This is a genomic window from Providencia huaxiensis, from assembly GCF_002843235.3.
Taxonomy (GTDB): Bacteria; Pseudomonadota; Gammaproteobacteria; order Enterobacterales; family Enterobacteriaceae; genus Providencia; species Providencia huaxiensis.
Genome location: NZ_CP031123.2, coordinates 2,492,961 through 2,510,198 on the forward strand (window position 1 = coordinate 2,492,961; position 17,238 = coordinate 2,510,198).

General features: G+C 39.9%; 14 protein-coding genes. 2 read left to right on the forward strand and 12 right to left on the reverse strand.

All coding sequences use genetic code 11. The features are described 5' to 3' along the window. Positions 1 to 78: 78 nt before the first annotated feature. Complete coding sequence (locus CYG50_RS13180; RefSeq protein WP_102137357.1) at positions 79 to 657, reverse strand: YceI family protein; 579 nt, start codon at positions 655 to 657, stop codon at positions 79 to 81. A gap of 13 nt (positions 658 to 670) precedes the next feature. Then, a complete protein-coding gene (locus tag CYG50_RS13185) occupies positions 671 to 1,228 on the reverse strand; it encodes a cytochrome b (RefSeq protein ID WP_102137356.1) in 558 nt (185 codons plus the stop codon). 381 nt (positions 1,229 to 1,609) lie between these two features. Between CYG50_RS13185 and CYG50_RS13190 the strand changes: the two genes are divergently transcribed. Continuing rightward, positions 1,610 to 2,239 (forward strand): glutathione S-transferase family protein, encoded by a 630-nt coding sequence (locus tag CYG50_RS13190; RefSeq protein ID WP_102137355.1) that lies wholly within the window; start codon positions 1,610 to 1,612, stop codon positions 2,237 to 2,239. A gap of 140 nt (positions 2,240 to 2,379) precedes the next feature. Here CYG50_RS13190 and CYG50_RS13195 read toward each other — a convergent pair whose 3' ends face one another. After that, positions 2,380 to 3,000 carry a malonate decarboxylase holo-ACP synthase gene (locus CYG50_RS13195; protein ID WP_102137354.1) on the reverse strand — a complete coding sequence of 207 codons (621 nt, stop codon included), beginning with the start codon at positions 2,998 to 3,000 and terminating at the stop codon, positions 2,380 to 2,382. 210 nt (positions 3,001 to 3,210) lie between these two features. Between CYG50_RS13195 and CYG50_RS13200 the strand changes: the two genes are divergently transcribed. After that, positions 3,211 to 4,179 (forward strand): FUSC family protein, encoded by a 969-nt coding sequence (locus CYG50_RS13200; RefSeq protein WP_102137353.1) that lies wholly within the window; start codon positions 3,211 to 3,213, stop codon positions 4,177 to 4,179. 80 nt (positions 4,180 to 4,259) lie between these two features. Here the strand turns inward: CYG50_RS13200 and iolB are convergent, their stop codons facing one another. The 9 genes from iolB to CYG50_RS13245 form a co-directional block, all read right to left on the reverse strand. Further along, positions 4,260 to 5,090, reverse strand: coding sequence for a 5-deoxy-glucuronate isomerase (gene iolB / locus CYG50_RS13205; RefSeq protein ID WP_102137352.1), 831 nt, complete (start codon positions 5,088 to 5,090; stop codon positions 4,260 to 4,262). A gap of 140 nt (positions 5,091 to 5,230) precedes the next feature. Next, positions 5,231 to 6,124, reverse strand: a complete 894-nt coding sequence (gene iolE, locus CYG50_RS13210) for a myo-inosose-2 dehydratase (RefSeq protein ID WP_102137351.1) — start codon at positions 6,122 to 6,124, stop codon at positions 5,231 to 5,233. Positions 6,125 to 6,154: 30 nt separating this feature from the next. Beyond that, complete coding sequence (locus CYG50_RS13215) at positions 6,155 to 8,059, reverse strand: bifunctional 5-dehydro-2-deoxygluconokinase/5-dehydro-2-deoxyphosphogluconate aldolase (RefSeq protein WP_102137350.1); 1,905 nt, start codon at positions 8,057 to 8,059, stop codon at positions 6,155 to 6,157. Positions 8,060 to 8,084: 25 nt separating this feature from the next. Then, entirely contained in the window at positions 8,085 to 9,218 is a 1,134-nt protein-coding gene (locus CYG50_RS13220; protein ID WP_102137349.1) for a Gfo/Idh/MocA family protein, read from the reverse strand. A gap of 315 nt (positions 9,219 to 9,533) precedes the next feature. Next, positions 9,534 to 9,962 carry a PTS mannitol transporter subunit IIA gene (locus tag CYG50_RS13225; protein ID WP_004262128.1) on the reverse strand — a complete coding sequence of 143 codons (429 nt, stop codon included), beginning with the start codon at positions 9,960 to 9,962 and terminating at the stop codon, positions 9,534 to 9,536. 54 nt (positions 9,963 to 10,016) lie between these two features. Beyond that, on the reverse strand, positions 10,017 to 11,423 hold the full coding sequence (locus CYG50_RS13230; protein WP_102137348.1) for a sugar porter family MFS transporter: 1,407 nt from the start codon (positions 11,421 to 11,423) through the stop codon (positions 10,017 to 10,019). Between the two features lie 390 nt (positions 11,424 to 11,813). After that, a complete protein-coding gene (gene iolG / locus CYG50_RS13235; protein WP_102137347.1) occupies positions 11,814 to 12,800 on the reverse strand; it encodes an inositol 2-dehydrogenase in 987 nt (328 codons plus the stop codon). Between the two features lie 599 nt (positions 12,801 to 13,399). Then, positions 13,400 to 15,337: a 3D-(3,5/4)-trihydroxycyclohexane-1,2-dione acylhydrolase (decyclizing) gene (iolD, locus tag CYG50_RS13240; protein WP_102137346.1), complete on the reverse strand. Its 1,938-nt coding sequence runs from the start codon at positions 15,335 to 15,337 to the stop codon at positions 13,400 to 13,402. Between the two features lie 12 nt (positions 15,338 to 15,349). Continuing rightward, complete coding sequence (locus CYG50_RS13245) at positions 15,350 to 16,861, reverse strand: CoA-acylating methylmalonate-semialdehyde dehydrogenase (RefSeq protein ID WP_102137345.1); 1,512 nt, start codon at positions 16,859 to 16,861, stop codon at positions 15,350 to 15,352. Positions 16,862 to 17,238 lie beyond the last annotated feature (377 nt).

The window sequence follows — 17,238 nt, forward strand, 5'->3', positions numbered from 1 at the left end:
AAGAAGCAATTTATAATACGTTGGATATAAAAAAACCTTCAGGATTCGAAAGCCCGAAGGTTTTTTATGGCAAAAATCTTATTTAACTTGAACACCTTCAACTGAAATTAACAGTTGTGCTTCTTGAGATTTAGGCCCCAAATCAGATTTGATGTTAAATTCTTTCAACTTGATATTACCTTGAGCTTCAAAACCTGCACGGTATCCACCCCAAGGATCTTTACCTTCGCCCATTAATTTAGCATCTAACGTAATCGGTTTAGTGACACCGTTTAACGTGAAATCACCCGTTATTTTGTATGCTTCACCGTCTTTCTTCACTTCTGTTGAAACGAATTTCGCTTCAGGGAATTTTGCTGCATTTAAGAAATCACCACTGCGTAAATGTTTATCACGCTCTGCATGGTTAGTGTCAATGCTGCCAGTCTTGATAGTCACTTCAACTTTATCTTTTGATGGATCTTTTGCATCATAAGTAAAAGTCCCATCAAAGTCTTTAAAACTACCATATACCCAGCTATAACCTAAATGCTGAATACGAAATTCAATAAACGCGTGTTGGCCTTGCTTATCAAATTGGTAAGTTTCTGCTAATGCTGAACCTGCCGTTAAAAAAAGTGCACCAGTAGCCAGACCAAGAACCGTTTTCTTCAACATAATTATCTCCACGTTACTTATCGGGGTTAAAACCCAATATTCTTTTTAATGTAATATCACGATCAAAAAAGTGATGTTTAAAAGCTGCAAAAGCATGCAACACTGATAATAAAACCACTGCCCAAGCTAAATATAAATGAACTTCACCTGCGGTATCCGCTTGTGTTGCAGCACCAGTAAATAGTGAAGGTACATCAAACCAACCAAATACACTGATAGGCTGTCCATCAGCGGTTGAGATTAAGTAACCGCTGTTCAAAATACTGAATAAAATAATATAAATCAGAATTTGAACAATAATAGAGCTAGCTTTCGTTAATTTACTGTAGCTTGCTAATGGCTTCGGTGGCGGTGAAATAAATCGCCAAATCACACGAAATGCCATAACAATAAATAATAATATTCCTATACTTTTATGTATCTCTGGAGCTTGATGATACCAACTATCATAATAACCTAGTGTCACCATCCATAAACCTAAAGCGAACATTCCATATACGACAATTGCGACCAGCCAATGTACGAGCAAAGAGATATGCCCATAGCGGCTTGCATTATTTTTCCATTGCATGATAAAAACCATTTAGAGAAGAAGGTAATATTTTATTAACTAAGCCGTAATAATCATAAGGTGAAATTAATTTTATTCCTATCCCAAAGTTAAACAAATATTTTGTTGAAGATATTCAAATACGATCAACATAATAAAAAATAGATTACTATTTGATTTTGTCTAGTTTTAATTATAAAAGTTGAATAAAGATTCTTCCACTTTTGTAAATGGTCGTAACTAAATACTTAGTTCATTTATTTATTAATTTCAATTAAATCTAACTTATTCCTAATGGATATAAGCTATTTTCGATAAAATAACATTTGTAGGTCTGCCTTTTTCCCCATACATTGGTATTCTTCCTTTTAACATTGCGAACTGACTGATAGGTTAAATACTATGTATAAACTTTGGATAGCAAATAAAAACTACTCTTCATGGTCATTGCGCCCATGGGTTTTACTAAAGGTATTACAAATCCCGTTTGAAGAAAATTTGTGTTTATTTGAAAACGGTAAAAGCAGCCATGAAAAATTCAGTCGTTTTTCCCCTACCGGTTTAGTCCCTTGTTTAATCGATGAAACCCAAACAATATGGGATTCTTTAGCCATTTGCGAATATATTGCAGAAGACTTTCCTCAAGTCTGGCCAAAAGATCGCAAAGCCAGAGCATGGGCTCGAAGTGCTAGCGCAGAAATGCACTCAGGTTTTAGTGCACTACGCCAGCAGTGTCCTATGGATGGTGCTCATAATGCACCACTTAATAATATTTCAATTGAATTACAAACTGACTTAAACCGCTTGCAGAAATTATGGCAAGATGGGCTAAACCAATTTGGTGGCCCTTGGCTTGCAGGTAGTGAATTTACGGCTGTAGATGCTTTTTTTGCACCAGTTGCCTTCCGAATTCGCAGTTATCATTTACCTGTAAACCCAGCGGCTAAACAATGGGTTGACCGAATTTTAGTTTTACCCGCAATGAAAGAGTGGCATGAAGCCGGCTTACAAGAGCCGAATATTGAGCATTAAAATGGGCGAATAAGGAGGCAATATGTGCCTCCATTTTATTTGATTAGAAAAAAATCACCTGCTCGAACATCAAAATTAATATTTAACCAATTTGCTGGCTATTCAAACCACGATAGGTTATTTAACAGACAATTAACCGCCTATAGCTTTTCATCCCAAGGGTCTGACGTCATCACGTCGCCAAGTGGTGTATGTAATGTAACTTGTTCATTTTTAAACCACTCAGCTAATGAAAACCCACCTTTAGGGGTTTCGATATGAATATCAATTGGGCAATAAGGAGTATTCGCCTTAATAGCAAACTCAGCAAAATCCTCTTTTTCTTGAGGATGTGGGCAGCGAATGACCACATCAAGGTCGCAGTCTGACAACATACTTTGGATATCTGTCGCTAAAGTGTAAGCACAACTCCCTGCAACTCCCCATTGCCAAGGCCATTTAGTCTGTGAAATTATCCATAAAACTTGAACTGGCGGTAATGCAATAAACATAGAACGTTGTAATTCAACTGAATTAGCAACCAGTGACTCAACATTCATAATGTGAGTGATCGCCGATTTTTCAATCTGAGTGGTCACACGTTGATGTGGTTTTATGCCTCTGATAGCAACTGTTAGCTTGTTATTTTCTGCTTTATCTCGATAAACAGTTAGAGGGAGTTTATTATTCCACTGTGAGGCGACCCATTCTGGAAGTGTATCTAGCGCAACGTCTTCATTACTACCAACCCAAACAAAATCATGCGGATTAATTATTTGCATTTTATTCCCTTTATGATTGCTACGACTGCTCCCCCCTATTATGCCTTTTTTGTCACATAAAAACAGAATATCGCAACCAACAATTTCACTGATGCCATTTAATGATAACTTGTCATAAATACTGAGTTTTCACCTTGAAATTTCATACCATATATTATCTAATTATGTTATTAATTAATAAGTTAGGTATCTTTTTTTGAGCATCGCATTATGAGAACGTTTCCTGCTATCCACGATGGCGTTATTTTTACCAGTTGTATGTTTTTTAGTGCCGCAACCGCTTTTGTGATTTTAGATGCACAAGCCGCAATGTGGGCAACATTCTCAACACTGTATTCATTCAATTTATTTAATGCGGCAAAAGAATATAAAAACTATGCCTACACGGCTTGTTGTTTGTTGATGATTTTAGTGGCTATTTTTATTGGCGATACCTTACGTCTCGGTACAGCATATTATATTTATCTCGCTATTTTTTCGTTCATTTATTACCAACTGTATGGCACAGATCCCGCGATGGATTTAACCATGAAGTTTATGATCATCATGTCAACAATTGGGACCATATTACCTGATATATCGAAGAGCTTGGCGTTAGGCTTTATTATTGGCAGTGGAGTCACGTTGATTACGTATTATGTCCTTAGCCATAAAATGACACGCCATAGCGTAATTACGAGTGCTTTAGTTGAACAAAATTTGTTTACCTTAAGAAAAAACATTATTCCACGTTCAATGATTTATACTTTCGGGCTATTACTCACACTAGCCATTCCACGCAGTATAGATCTAGGGCACTTTTATTGGACATTACTGACCTTCGTTTTTGTATTGCACCCAAAATCACAAAGTATCGTTAAAATTACTTTGCAGAGGGTCTTAGGCAGCCTCATTTCTGTCTTATTACTATATTTTCTGTTCAATTTACCCTTTATGCCATACATCGGTTTAATTGCAGTTGTGGTATTCGCCTTTTTAATGCCAATGAGTTTTCATCACGGATATACATTTATGACGTTTGTCGTGACAAGCTTAATTTTGTCCATTCTTGAGCTCGTTGTATATTGGCGTCACCCAACCTATGAACTATTGTTTGACCGCGTTCTTGAAACTGCCTTAGGGGGAGCCATCGCCATTATGACGAGTATTATCTTGAAGTTATTTAGAGAAACAAAATAAATTTAGGTATAAAAAAAGCCGGTAAATATTTACCGGCAAAGATAGATAACAGAACTTAATTCACATATTACTGTTTTGACTTACTTTTCACGGTGTTTAGCAGCATAGGCTTCGCTATTCACCCAGTTATGGTCTTTTTCCCATGTAAATAACCACTTACGTGTTGGCCCTGCCATCACATTAAGGTAATAGTTATCATAACCCGCCACAGTCGCCATTGGATGATACCCTTTCGGTACCATGACAACATCTTTGTTATACACCGCCATACACTCATCTAACTCTCGGTCATCCGTATAAACGCGCTGCATGCAGAAACCTTGAGATGGGTTTAAACGATGATAATAGGTTTCTTCTAGATAAGTTTCATTGGGTTCATTATCGGTGTCATGTTTATGACTTGGATAAGAACTAGTGCAGCCTTCGTCTGTAAAGACCTCCACAACTAATAAGCTGTCAGCCGCTTTATTATCCGGCAAAATATTATGCACATAGCGTTTGTTATAACCATGGCCACGTTGTTCCGCACTAATATCATCAGGGCCAATTAAACGAGTTGGATACGTTCCTTTTCCTTTAGCCTTACAAACTGCCAATTCAAGGTCGGTATCTGCGATGACTTCAGCAAACTCTTGTGCTGTAACATAGACCGCATAAGGTTTCTTGCGTTCGAAAGGCTCCATACGGTCGCCAATATTTTCAAACGTTTGATTAGGCGTTTTAATCGTCGCTTTCCCCGCCACCAGCACTAAGCACATTTCGTTTTCAGAAGCAGGCAAAGAGATTGATTCGCCTTGTTTTAATTCAAATACATCAAAGTGAACATATCCCCAGCTAGCAATTTGTGGAGTGATATGCTGAGTACGCTTATGTGCATCTGGAGCATGGTATTTCGACAGTAATTTTGACATAACTTTCCTCTGACACTTTTTAGGTTATAGATAGGTAATTCTTTTCAGCCACTAACCTTTTTATCAATTAAATATTTCAGTTTGTGGCTAGAGTTGGCAAACGAAGCCAACAACGCCACAGACTGAAATATGACGACGATTTAGATTAAACCTGCATCCTTAGCAAACTTAGACAGATTTTTATAACCCAGTGTGGCATAAGTCAACGGGTGTGCAATCGCAGGGTCTTGCTCTGCTTCAACCACTAGCCAACCATTTTCATATTGGCTATTTTTCAATACTTTAAACACTTCGGGATAGTTAACACAGCCATCTCCAGGTACCGTGAACACCCCTGCTAATACTGCATCTAAGAAGCTGGTTTTACGGTTTTTAACATCTTTTAGGACATCTGCACGGACATCTTTGCAATGCACGTGATTGATACGTTTTGCCCAACGTTTTGCCACTTCAACAGGGTCTGCGCCAGCAAAGGTTAAATGGCCAGTATCTAGCAATAAACCGACCTCATCACCCGTGTGCTTCATTAAATTATCCACATCCTCTGCAGACTCGATCACAGTTCCCATATGGTGGTGATAGGCAATTTTCACACCTTGAGATAACGTATATTTTGCGAATTCAGTCAGTTTCTTGCCGTATTCTTCCCATTGGTCGGCTGGGAACAATGGACGCATATGAACAGGTTTATTTTGATCGCCATGAATACAATGGGTCACTTCCGCAAAAACCATCACTTTAGCGCCTAAATCACGCAATAACGCTAAGTGCTCTTGTACCGCTTCAATTTCTTCTTCCACACTGCGAGATAATAATTCTCCCGAATACCAGCCTGAAACCAGTTGTAAGTCATGCTGTTTTAAAATCGGCCCTAAAATTTCCGCTTTACGTGGAAATTTATTACCTAACTCAAAACCAGCGAAACCTGCTTGACGGCCTTCAGTTAAACATGTTTCTAGAGACGTTTCTGCCCCTAAAGTGGGTAAATCATCATTCGTCCATGTCAACGGGTTGATACCAAGTTGGATTGCCATGATGAAGCTCCTGTGTAGGTAAAAGTAATATTATTTACGCTGACGCCATAGGGCTATCAGGTTTAAGTAATTAGTTTTGATTTTCTGTACCAGCTCATCGTCATTGATTTCACCTTTCATCCACTCCAACGAAGGCTTACCAAATAAAGTCCGGCCAACGGCAAATCCTTTGACGATTGATTTACCTGCTGCTGCATTGAAACCAGCTTGTAACTCAGCTTGTGGTGCATCAAGCCCTAAGAGCACGACACCGCGGCAATAAGGATCACGTTCTTGAATTAATTGATCAACGGCATCCCAGTTTTCCGCTTGTAGTGGTGGCAATTTCCACCAGTCAGGCTTGATACCTAAGTTATAGAAGCGTTTGATTGCGCGTAAGTACAGCTCATCGTTGCGTTCCATATCTGCGGGCAATATCACCTCGAGCAATAATTCATGCCCTGATTGGCAGCATGCGCTATACACTTCTTGAACGGTTTTTTCTTGCTCTAAGCGCAGTGGATGGTTGTCTTCTGGGTGGAAAAATACCAAACATTTCACAATATGCTCTTTTGGCCAGCTAATCAGCTGAGAGCCGATATTGCCATGCTCTAAACATAATGGTCTTGAGGCAGGTAGCTCGATTGGGCGGCCTATCCACCAACCACGTCCGGTCACATCATTCAATACGTCTTGGCCAAATGTACTATCACAGAGTAACCCTGCTTTTCCCTGCAGATTTGCCTCTTCGGCCACTTCACTACTAGCGCGGTAAATCAATTTTTTCAGGGTTGGAATGCAAGAAATATCAACCCCTGCGAGGCGTGCCATGTCAACAAATTGAATGCGATGGTCGAATGCCATGACACAAAGTTCATTCCATTGTGTGCTGCGTGTGGTTACACGGTGCAAATGGTTAAGCATCGGGTCGAGATCTGGGCGAGGAACTGCCGCAGCACGTTCAAGGTAATTATCTAACTCGATTTTTGTTGGCATTGCAGGCGCACAGCCATGGCGCGAAACCACTAAAGCCCCACAAGCATTCGCGTAGGCGCAGGCTTTTTCCCAACCATCACCGTTTAAATAACCGCGTAGTAGGCCAGACATAAATGCATCGCCAGCACCTAATACGTTAAGTACTTCAACTCTCACACCATGAACGGTGATCCCTTCGTCCAGCGTTTCAGGGATCGCACCGCTAAATACGGAGCAGCCAAGAGAGCCACGTTTACACACCAGTTCCGCATCCGTTAATTGGCGAATGTTCTTGAGTGCTTGTACAGTATCCGTTGTCCCACCTGCAATATGAAACTCCTCTTCTGTCCCGACAATCAAATCGAACATCGATAACACATCTTGCAGTTGTTGCGTGACACTATCGGAAGCAATAAAGCGCGTTTCACCATCACCCAAAGAGGTCAGCCCCCATAAGACTGGGCGATAATCGATATCAATAGCTGTTTTGACGTTATTACGTTTAGCATATTCCAATGCTTTCAATACTGCAGCGCGAGTTTTTGGATTAGATAAATGCGTTCCTGTAATTGCCAAGCAACGTGCGGATGCAATATATTCTTCCGTAAAATCATTTGGCGTAATCGCCATATCAGCACAGTTATCACGATAAAAAATTAATGGGAAAGTATCCTGATCTTTGATCCCTAAGATAACTAATGCCGTTAATCTGTCTTTGTCTGTTATAAGATGGCTGGTATCACAACCTACACGCTGTAATTCCTCACGTAAAAAACGCCCCATGTGCTCATCCCCCACACGGGCAAGCATTGATGATTTCAATCCTTGTATTGCAGTGCCGAATGCAACGTTTCCTGAAGAGCCGCCTAAATATTTGGCAAACGAGCTCACATCTTCTAAACGAGAACCTATCTGTTGTCCGTACAGGTCAACGGCAATACGACCCATACAGATAACATCTAACTTCTTCTGCTTATCCATTAATTACCCCTTAACTACAACAGAATTAATTGATTTCTTTAACGTTAACCCAACGTTGTTCATCATATGAACGTGCTATCGCGTCTAATATTCGTGATACTTTCCAGCCTTCTTCAAAATCAGGCCACATTGGTTGCCCTGTTGCAACACCATCAATTAAATCGCGTACTTCGACCGTTTTTTGGTCATTGAAGCCAATACCATGACCCGCACCATTACAAAATGGCGCGTAATCTGGGTGCTCTGGCCCAACAAAAATGGTTTTAAAGCCTTGGCGGTTGCTAGGTTCATCATGACGATAGAGCTTTAGCTCTGCCATTCGTTCTTGAGTGAAAGACAGCGTTCCTTTGGTGCCTGTCACCACATAGGTTAGCCCCATTTTACGGCCAGCTGCGATGCGTGAAGTTTCAATGACGCCCATGGCGCCGCCAGCAAAACGTACCATGGCATGCGCTTGGTCTTCATTTTCAACCGTAACCATAACGGTTGAACCCGCCTTTTCAGGACGCTGTTTAATCACAATTTCCATATCACCACAGACGGTTTCAATATCGCCTACTAGGAATTGCGCCATATTGATAATGTGTGCAGATAAGTCCCCTAAAGCACCTAACCCTGCTTTTTCTTTAAAACAATGCCAGTGAATTGGCGCGCTAGGGTCAGCCATATAATCTTCATTATGGGTGCCATAAAAATGGATAACTTCGCCGATTTCACCATTAGCAATAATTTCTTTGGCTAGTTGCGAGGTGGGGTTTTTCATATAGTTAAAACCCACTAACGTTAGGACGCCAGCCTTTTTAGCCGCTTCGACCATTTCTTTGGCATCTTCAGAATTGAGCGCTAATGGTTTTTCACAATAAACATGTTTACCATGCTTGATAGCTTCCATTGCCATTTCTTTGTGCAGGAAATTAGGCGAACAAATATCCACTACATCAATATTTGGATCTGCAACTAATTTGCGCCAGTCATCTGTTGCACGGTTAAACCCCATTTCCTGAGCTCGGGTTTGTGCTAGCTCAGGGGTAATTTCTGCAATCATTTCGCGAACCAATTTCCCCTGCAATGGAAAAACGGTTGGAGCTTGTGCATAAGCAATGGCATGAGCTCGCCCTATATAGCCAGTACCTATCATCCCGATACGGATCTCTTTCATCTGTTCTACCTCTCGCTCATTTCCTGTAGTGCAATGGCTGGCCCAATATTCGTTCCAGATTTTATTTCAATAATCATGTTATACGGAACATTCATTTCACTTTCAATATTATTGGAAATATTAATTTCATTATGTGATCTGACGTTAACTTTTGATGTAATCAGTTAATATATAAGAAAATAAACATTCAATTCAGAGGAATAGAAAACAGTAGGGACGTAATAAAGCGGAATGAAATGAAATAGAATAACTAGAAATGAAATTTATTGAGTATGGGATCCGGCAAAAATCCCATACTCTCTTCAAAAGCAAAAACTAGCGATGAAGAATACTTAAAAACTCTTCCTTACTTGACGTCAGAGACAATGCATTGGCAATAAATTCATCACTAAAAATCAATGCTATTTCCCTAAGTACATCAATATGTTCCCTTGATTTTGCAATCACACCTATTGCGATAAACATCACATTGGTTCTGTCCCATATCACACCATCAGGGAATTGAAAAATTTCAACACCAGTATGCAAGATAATATCATTGGCCGACTTAGGGAGATGTGGCAATGTGATACCATTCCCCAAGAATGTTGATATCTGTTGTTCCCTTTCCGTTAAGAAATGGACACAGTCCCTATCAACATAACCTTTATTTTTAAATTCCGTACCAACCATTTTGAGTACTTCAGCTTTATTTCTTGCCTGACAACCTAAATGCAAATTACTTGTGGTTAGTTGTTCTATCATATCCAACCCTCGATTAAGTTAATTAGGTATATTCACACCACCAATAAGTAATAATTACATTGATGAGAGCTCTTCTTCTAATTGCTCTAATGATTTGTTTGATGTTTCTGGCAATAACTTCACCACAAAAACGATAGCTAAGTAGTTTATTACTGCAAAAATTAAGAATACTGGGCCTAAACCAAGTTCTGCTTGTAATACAGGGAATAAATAACTCACAATCGCATTCATAATCCACATAAAGAAGACCGAGATCCCCATGGATAACCCGCGAATTTTAAGTGGAAATAGCTCTGCAAGAACAACCCACGTTAAAAAGCCCATCGTTCCTTGCATAACCCCAACAAATACCGCACCAAGTAACCAAATTAATGTGGCTTTAACATCCCCTGTTAAGAAGTAATCTGTTGCTGCAATCAATAAGTGTAGCGATGCCATTAGTGCAAAACCACCAACTATCAGTGTTTTACGTTTGAATCTGTCAACAAGGAATAACACCCCTATCACCATACCACCAACAGAAAAAACACCATTTAATACGTTGAAAACTAAAGAGGTTTGCTCAGAAAAACCCGCTGTTTTGAGAATTTCTGTACCATAATACATAATAACGTTAACCCCGGTCGTTTGCTGTAATGCCGCCCACACCATCCCAATTAATACCAATTTAAAAATCCAAGGCGTATTAAAAATTAACGCTAAATTTTGTTTATTGGCATTCGGATGACGTTTAGCTTCCGCAGCTTCAACATCTAACAAGGTCACGATATCTTCATATTCTTGAATGGCACGCTTTTCAGGGCGAATTTGCTTCAGTATTTTCAAGGCTTCTTCACGACGGTTTTTACTCATTAACCAACGCGGGCTTTCAGGTGCTTTCCACATACCAAATAGCAGGCACAGTGCGGGCACAGCTTGTACTAACAGCATATAACGCCAAACATCAGGAAGGTGGCCCCAAATTGAACCAATAATCGCATTGATAGCAAATGCCGCTAACTGCCCGATAACAATAGCAACTTCATTTAGCCCGGTAAGTTTTCCCCGCATTTCAGTCGGAGCCACCTCAGAGATAAATGTCGGTGCCGTCACAGAGGCCCCCCCCACCGCAAAGCCCAATATAAACCGAGCAATAAGAAGAATTTCAATATTTGGGGCTGCTGCAGATAAAAATGCCCCAAATAAAAACAGAAATGAGAGATAAAGCAAATAAGTCCGACGTCCAATAAAATCTGCTACACGTCCACCACACACACTGCCTAATGCCGCGCCCACTAATAGGACACTCATCACCAGCCCTTCCGTGGTTGGCGTTAAGCTCATGTTTTCTTTCAATGATGAAAATGCACCGTTAATGACGCCTGTATCATAACCAAATAGTAATCCACCAAAGGTTGCAACCAAGGTTATTTGGTGCAACCTTTTTCTCTGTTGTTGATTGAGATTCATGATTAATGACATATTATTACCTTATTATTTGAATCATTATGTCTTACCAAAAAAACAATTCTTCAATATTTAAATAAATGTTTAATGTTAAAGATTAAATAATGAAATGATTTCTGGCACTCTGGTTTGAATCGCTACTTTGCTAGCTTTAGGCCTGTTCTATAAACTTATTAAAAATAGTTTTCGCAAATTTAAAATAATAAATACAGCAGCTAAATTAAAAAAATAAGATTACAACAGCCTCAATTAATCTCTGTTCATTGAAAGCCTAAAGAGTATTAAATAAAATGTAAGGTCAATATTTTATATATTCATTGATAAATAAATATATTCACTATTGCGGCCAAAAAGCGTTTTTTAACCGCAAGTTTATAACCAAGTTAAATAGTATTATCGTATTAATTACAATTTAACTTCTTTACCTGTTTTGAGTGACTCCAGTGCTTTGTCTGCAAGATATAAAGCTAGCTCGCCATCGGTACCTGTCGTTTCAGGCACCGTACGACCTGCTAAGATATCAACAAAATGCTGCCACTCTGCTTTGTATGCTTCGTGGTAACGTTGCAGGAAAAAATATTCTGGCTTAGCAGATAAGCACCCAACTTCACTTAAAAGCGCAACGCTATTCTCTTTGATATTTCCTGCCGTTAATAAGCCCTTTTCACCATGCAATTCAATCCGTTGGTCATAACCATAACCTGAACGACGGCTATTAGAAATTGTCGCCATTGCACCAGATGGGAATTTTAAGATAATAAACGCGGTATCAATATCACCTGCTTGACCAATAGCAGGGTCTACAACATTACTGCCTTGTGCGTAGACAGAACAAGGCTCTTCACCAATCATAAAGCGAGCCATATCAAAATCATGAATAGTCATATCTCTGAACATACCACCAGAGACTTTAACGTATTCTGCGGGTGGTGGTGATGGGTCGCGAGACGTGATAATTAAAGATTCTGCTTTACCAATTGCGCCTTGTTGGAATAAATTTTTCAAGTGGCGAAATTGAGGGTCATAGCGACGGTTAAAACCAATGAACAGTGGAACATTATGGTCTTTCACACTTTTTAAACACTGTTTCACACGCTCAAGGTCTAGATGAACCGGTTTTTCACAGAAGATCACTTTTTTATGTTTAGCGGCTAGTTCGATTAAATCAGCGTGAGTATCTGTGGCTGATGCAATTAAGACACCCTGTACATTAGGGTCTTGCATCGCTTCTTCTGTCGTCTGCACTTTTGCTTGGTATTTTTCAGCCAAGGCAACCGCATTCGGTTGGTAAGGGTCGATGACAGAATAAAGTTTAGTTTCTTTATGGCCGGCAATATTAACAGCATGAACCTGTCCGATACGTCCTGCGCCGAATAGTGCTATATTGAACATTCAAATGCTCCTTGATACCTTAAATCCACTATTTGGATATTATGGAATATACCAAATAAAACATTCATTTCAATTTATAATTTTTTGAAAGTTATATTTTTGGGCTCTGGATAACAAATGTTATATTAAAGTGTATTTTTAGTGTTATTCAGATCACAAATTGACAATGTAAGCGAGAAGCATTTAACAATAAAGTCTGTGTTTGCTGGCATATTAATTTTTCATAGCCTCTTTTTTAAATTTTTACCCACCCCCAAATAAAACATATATTTCAATTATGCATTTTTTAAACTATAAGAATCATAAAAAACCCAGCCTAAACTGGGTATATGATCCAAATAATTCGAGTTAAACGTAGGCGACTAGCGTAGCGCAGTTCCCCATGCAACTTGAAGTATGACAAATATAGAACGACAAGTAATAACCACTATGTAAATTAAAACCAAAATGTAAATTAAAACCAAAGCAATCCTTGCTAAATTTCCAATAACTACCCTACTTAGTTACATCAGACTCATTAAGAAAACGAAGAACATTCCTCGACGGTAAAACACCGTCGAGTTATTTCGATAATATAAAGCACTACCGCAATAGATTGATTAATAAAGACGAACTTTATGCTCAATCATTTGTTTAATTTTTTCAGCGGAAGCAACTATTTGAGGCTTTTTAGAAACTTGTGCTGTTCCTGTCCTCCACCACGCTTCATAACCATCTGTCATTGTTTTTGGGAGTACTTTAATATCAATCAATACACAGCCTGAATGAGATTTAGCATCTTCCAGGGCCGCAATCAATTGTTTCTCATCATGTACCCGATAACTTTTACAGCCATAACTTTCTGCATTTTTGGCAAAGTCCACCTTCACTAACGGCCCATCCATCAAGCCCGTTTGTGGGTTCCTGTAGCGGTTTTCTGTACCAAAACTCCCCATTCCTTGGCTCATCTGCAGGTTATTAATACAACCAAATCCTGCATTATCAAACAGTAAGATGGTGACCTTGATATTCTCCTGAATCGCGGTTTGTAATTCGCTGTGTAACATCAAATAAGAACCATCTCCGACCATCGCATAAACAGGTTGCTTCGGCGCAGCAATTTTAGCCCCAACAGCGGCCGCAATTTCGTACCCCATGCATGAATAGCCATATTCAAGATGATAGGTATCTCTTTGTTTTGGTAGCCAAATACGTTGTAAATCACCCGGTAATGAACCTGCTGCCCCGACAATAATGGCATCGTCTTCCATGTATTGTTGCATCAAACCTAATACCCGTGTTTGCGCCAGCTCTGTACCTAACGTTTTACTGTATTCTTCAAGCTTATCATCAAGATGGCCTGCAATCTCAGGAACAAAATCCAATGGGCGATACTGAATACTAAATAATCGTTCTAGCTCATCCTTCCACTGTTGCTTAGCCTGCTGAATTTCATCCCCCCATTGAGTTTCATAGTGAGGATCTTTCAATTTTATACTCAGTGCTTGTAATGCTTCTTTGGCATCCGCAACCACTTTCAATGCATCTAACTTACTTGCATCAAACTCCGCAACATTGATATTCAAGAACTTCACATTTGGATGACTAAATAAAGACTTTGATGCGGTGGTAAAATCAGTAAAACGCGTACCGACACCAATAACTAAGTCGGCCTCTTTAGCTAACAAGTTTGCGGCTAACCCACCTGTCGTCCCAATTCCCCCCATATTCAAGGGATGGCTGGCAACCACAGTACTTTTACCCGCTTGGGTTTCACCAAATGGAATCTGATAATCTTCAGCAAATTGCAAAAATGCTTCGTGAGCTTCGGAGTAACGTACACCACCGCCACACACAAGCAGTGGTTTTTTCTTACTGCGGATCAAATTTACGGCTTCTTCGATACTCACCGTCGTCGGTGGCCTACGCTCAATACGATGAACCCGTTTTTCAAAAAAGTAATCAGGGTAATCCCACGCCTCACCTTGAACATCTTGCGGAAGGCAAATGGTTACTGCACCAGTATCTGCAGGGTCAGTTAACACTCGCATCGCATTGATCATGGCCGTCATCAATTGCTCAGGCCGTGAGATCCTATCCCAATAACGTGAAACAGGACGAAAACAGTCATTGGTGCTTATTGTTCCGTCACCATACTGTTCAACTTGCTGCAAAACGGGATCTGGCTGACGTGTTGCAAAGGTATCGCCTGGTAGTAATAACAGTGGGATGCGATTCGCCGTTGCTGTTGCTGCAGCTGTGATCATATTCGCAGCACCAGGGCCAACAGAGGACGTAACCGCAAAAATTTGTTTACGTTTTTTTTGCTTTGCAAAGCCTGTGGCAATATGTGCCATGCCTTGCTCATTGCAACCTTGGTAAACACGTAGATGCCCAGGCGCCTCTTCGAGCGCCTGACCTAAACCCACAACGTTGCCATGGCCAAAAATCGTAAATACTCCCTGAATAAACGGATACTGCTCACCATCAACATCAACGTATTGTTGGTTTAGAAATTTAACCAACGCTTGAGCTGTCGTCATTTTCTGCTTATTCATACGGGTCTCCGTTTATTCCATGGTAGGCATTGTGAAACTACTTTCATGGTGTTCTAAGCGAACGCTTGCAGGCCAACGGCTAGTGACTGTTTTCATGCGAGTATAGAAGCGAACACCGTCATTTCCATGTACATTTAATGGACCAAAAATAGAGCGTTTCCAACCACCAAAACTGTGGAATGCCATCGGTACTGGAATCGGAATATTGATGCCAACCATTCCCGCTTGGACATTTTCTTGGAATTCACGCGCAGTTTCACCATCACGGGTAAAAATCGCTGTTCCATTACCATATTCATGTTGGTTAATTAGTTTCAAACCTGTTTCGAAATCTGGAACACGCACCACCGCTAATACAGGCCCAAAAATTTCTTCTTTATAAATGTCCATTTCAGGGGTGACATTATCAAATAATGTTGGCCCTACAAAATAACCATTTTCGAAGCCTTTAACTTTAAAATCACGGCCATCAACCAATAAAGTTGCACCTTGTTTTTCACCGCTGGTAATATAGTCACAGATTTTAGCTTTATGCTGTGCTGAAATGACGGGTCCCATGTCATTTTCTTTGCCTTCGGTAATACCAGGACCAACGGACATTTTAGCAATTTGGCCTTTCAAGTTAGCAATGAGTGTATCTGCTGTTTCATCACCGACTGCCAAGACGACGGATAATGCCATGCAACGCTCACCTGCAGCGCCAAATGCCGCGCCCATAATAGCATTAGCTGCCTGCCCCATGTCCGCATCCGGCATTAAGATACAGTGATTTTTTGCGCCACCGAGTGCTTGGCAGCGCTTGCCATGAGCAGATGCCGTCGTGTAAATATATTCAGCAATAGGCGTTGAACCAACAAAACTAACTGCCTGAACTTCTGGCGCAGTTAAGAGCACATCGACAGATTCTTTGTCCCCTTGAACAACGTTAAATACGCCATCAGGTAAGCCAGCTTCTTTTAACAATTTAGCTAATGCTAAAGCTAAAGAAGGATCTTTTTCTGACGGTTTTAAAACAAAGGTATTTCCTGTTGCAATAGCCACAGGGAACATCCACATCGGTACCATTGCTGGGAAATTAAATGGCGTGATCCCCACACAAACGCCCAAAGGCTGCATTAATGAGTGGCTATCAACCCCTGTAGCAACATTGGCTGAGTGCTCACCTTTTTGTAAGTGAGGAATACCACATGCAAATTCAACAACTTCCAAGCCACGAGTTAATTCACCTACCGCATCAGAAAAAACTTTACCGTGTTCCTGTGATATTAAACGCGCCAGTTCATCCATATTCTCTTCAAGCAATGCTTTAAATTTGAATAAGATCCGAGAACGTTTCAAAGGAGAAAGTTTTGACCATTTAGGAAATGCTTTATTCGCAATTTCAATGGCTTTTTTTGTTTCATCGGCACTGCTAAGCACAACCTGAGCACTTTGCTCCCCCGTTGCTGGGTTGAATACGGGCGCAAAACGCCCACTTTTACTGGATACTATTTCACCACCAATAAAATTATGAATCTGTTCCATGTTGCCTCTCTTTAGCTGACAGAGTTACCTAGTTACTCAATGTATATGAAATATTTGTTTCATTTACAACTAAATTTGAAATAACATTCAATTTATGTGATCTAGACAAAGTTTTTATGCAATTTCTAATAGTGACGAAAAAACACCAGACTTAAACTTACTTTCATCACTTATTTATTGGCTATTTGGCTGTTGTGTTGAGCAAAATATGTCTTGCTTTCAATCAAGAAAACAAGAGAACAAATTGATGTAAGCTGTTCAATTTATTATCCCAAATTCAAATTATTTTGAGATTTCAAGAAAAGAAAATTTTTAAATATGAACTAAGTGTTTCAAAAAGATTCGACTAACGCCGTAAAACAACTACAATTAGAGCC

Coding starts and splice junctions, on each gene's coding strand:
- CYG50_RS13180 (WP_102137357.1), bottom strand. CDS start 657: ATGTTGAAGAAAACGGTTCTTGGTCTGGCTACTGGTGCACTTTTTTTA.
- CYG50_RS13185 (WP_102137356.1), bottom strand. CDS start 1,228: ATGCAATGGAAAAATAATGCAAGCCGCTATGGGCATATCTCTTTGCTC.
- CYG50_RS13190 (WP_102137355.1), top strand. CDS start 1,610: ATGTATAAACTTTGGATAGCAAATAAAAACTACTCTTCATGGTCATTG.
- CYG50_RS13195 (WP_102137354.1), bottom strand. CDS start 3,000: ATGCAAATAATTAATCCGCATGATTTTGTTTGGGTTGGTAGTAATGAA.
- CYG50_RS13200 (WP_102137353.1), top strand. CDS start 3,211: ATGAGAACGTTTCCTGCTATCCACGATGGCGTTATTTTTACCAGTTGT.
- iolB (WP_102137352.1), bottom strand. CDS start 5,090: ATGTCAAAATTACTGTCGAAATACCATGCTCCAGATGCACATAAGCGT.
- iolE (WP_102137351.1), bottom strand. CDS start 6,124: ATGGCAATCCAACTTGGTATCAACCCGTTGACATGGACGAATGATGAT.
- CYG50_RS13215 (WP_102137350.1), bottom strand. CDS start 8,059: ATGGATAAGCAGAAGAAGTTAGATGTTATCTGTATGGGTCGTATTGCC.
- CYG50_RS13220 (WP_102137349.1), bottom strand. CDS start 9,218: ATGAAAGAGATCCGTATCGGGATGATAGGTACTGGCTATATAGGGCGA.
- CYG50_RS13225 (WP_004262128.1), bottom strand. CDS start 9,962: ATGATAGAACAACTAACCACAAGTAATTTGCATTTAGGTTGTCAGGCA.
- CYG50_RS13230 (WP_102137348.1), bottom strand. CDS start 11,423: ATGTCATTAATCATGAATCTCAATCAACAACAGAGAAAAAGGTTGCAC.
- iolG (WP_102137347.1), bottom strand. CDS start 12,800: ATGTTCAATATAGCACTATTCGGCGCAGGACGTATCGGACAGGTTCAT.
- iolD (WP_102137346.1), bottom strand. CDS start 15,337: ATGAATAAGCAGAAAATGACGACAGCTCAAGCGTTGGTTAAATTTCTA.
- CYG50_RS13245 (WP_102137345.1), bottom strand. CDS start 16,861: ATGGAACAGATTCATAATTTTATTGGTGGTGAAATAGTATCCAGTAAA.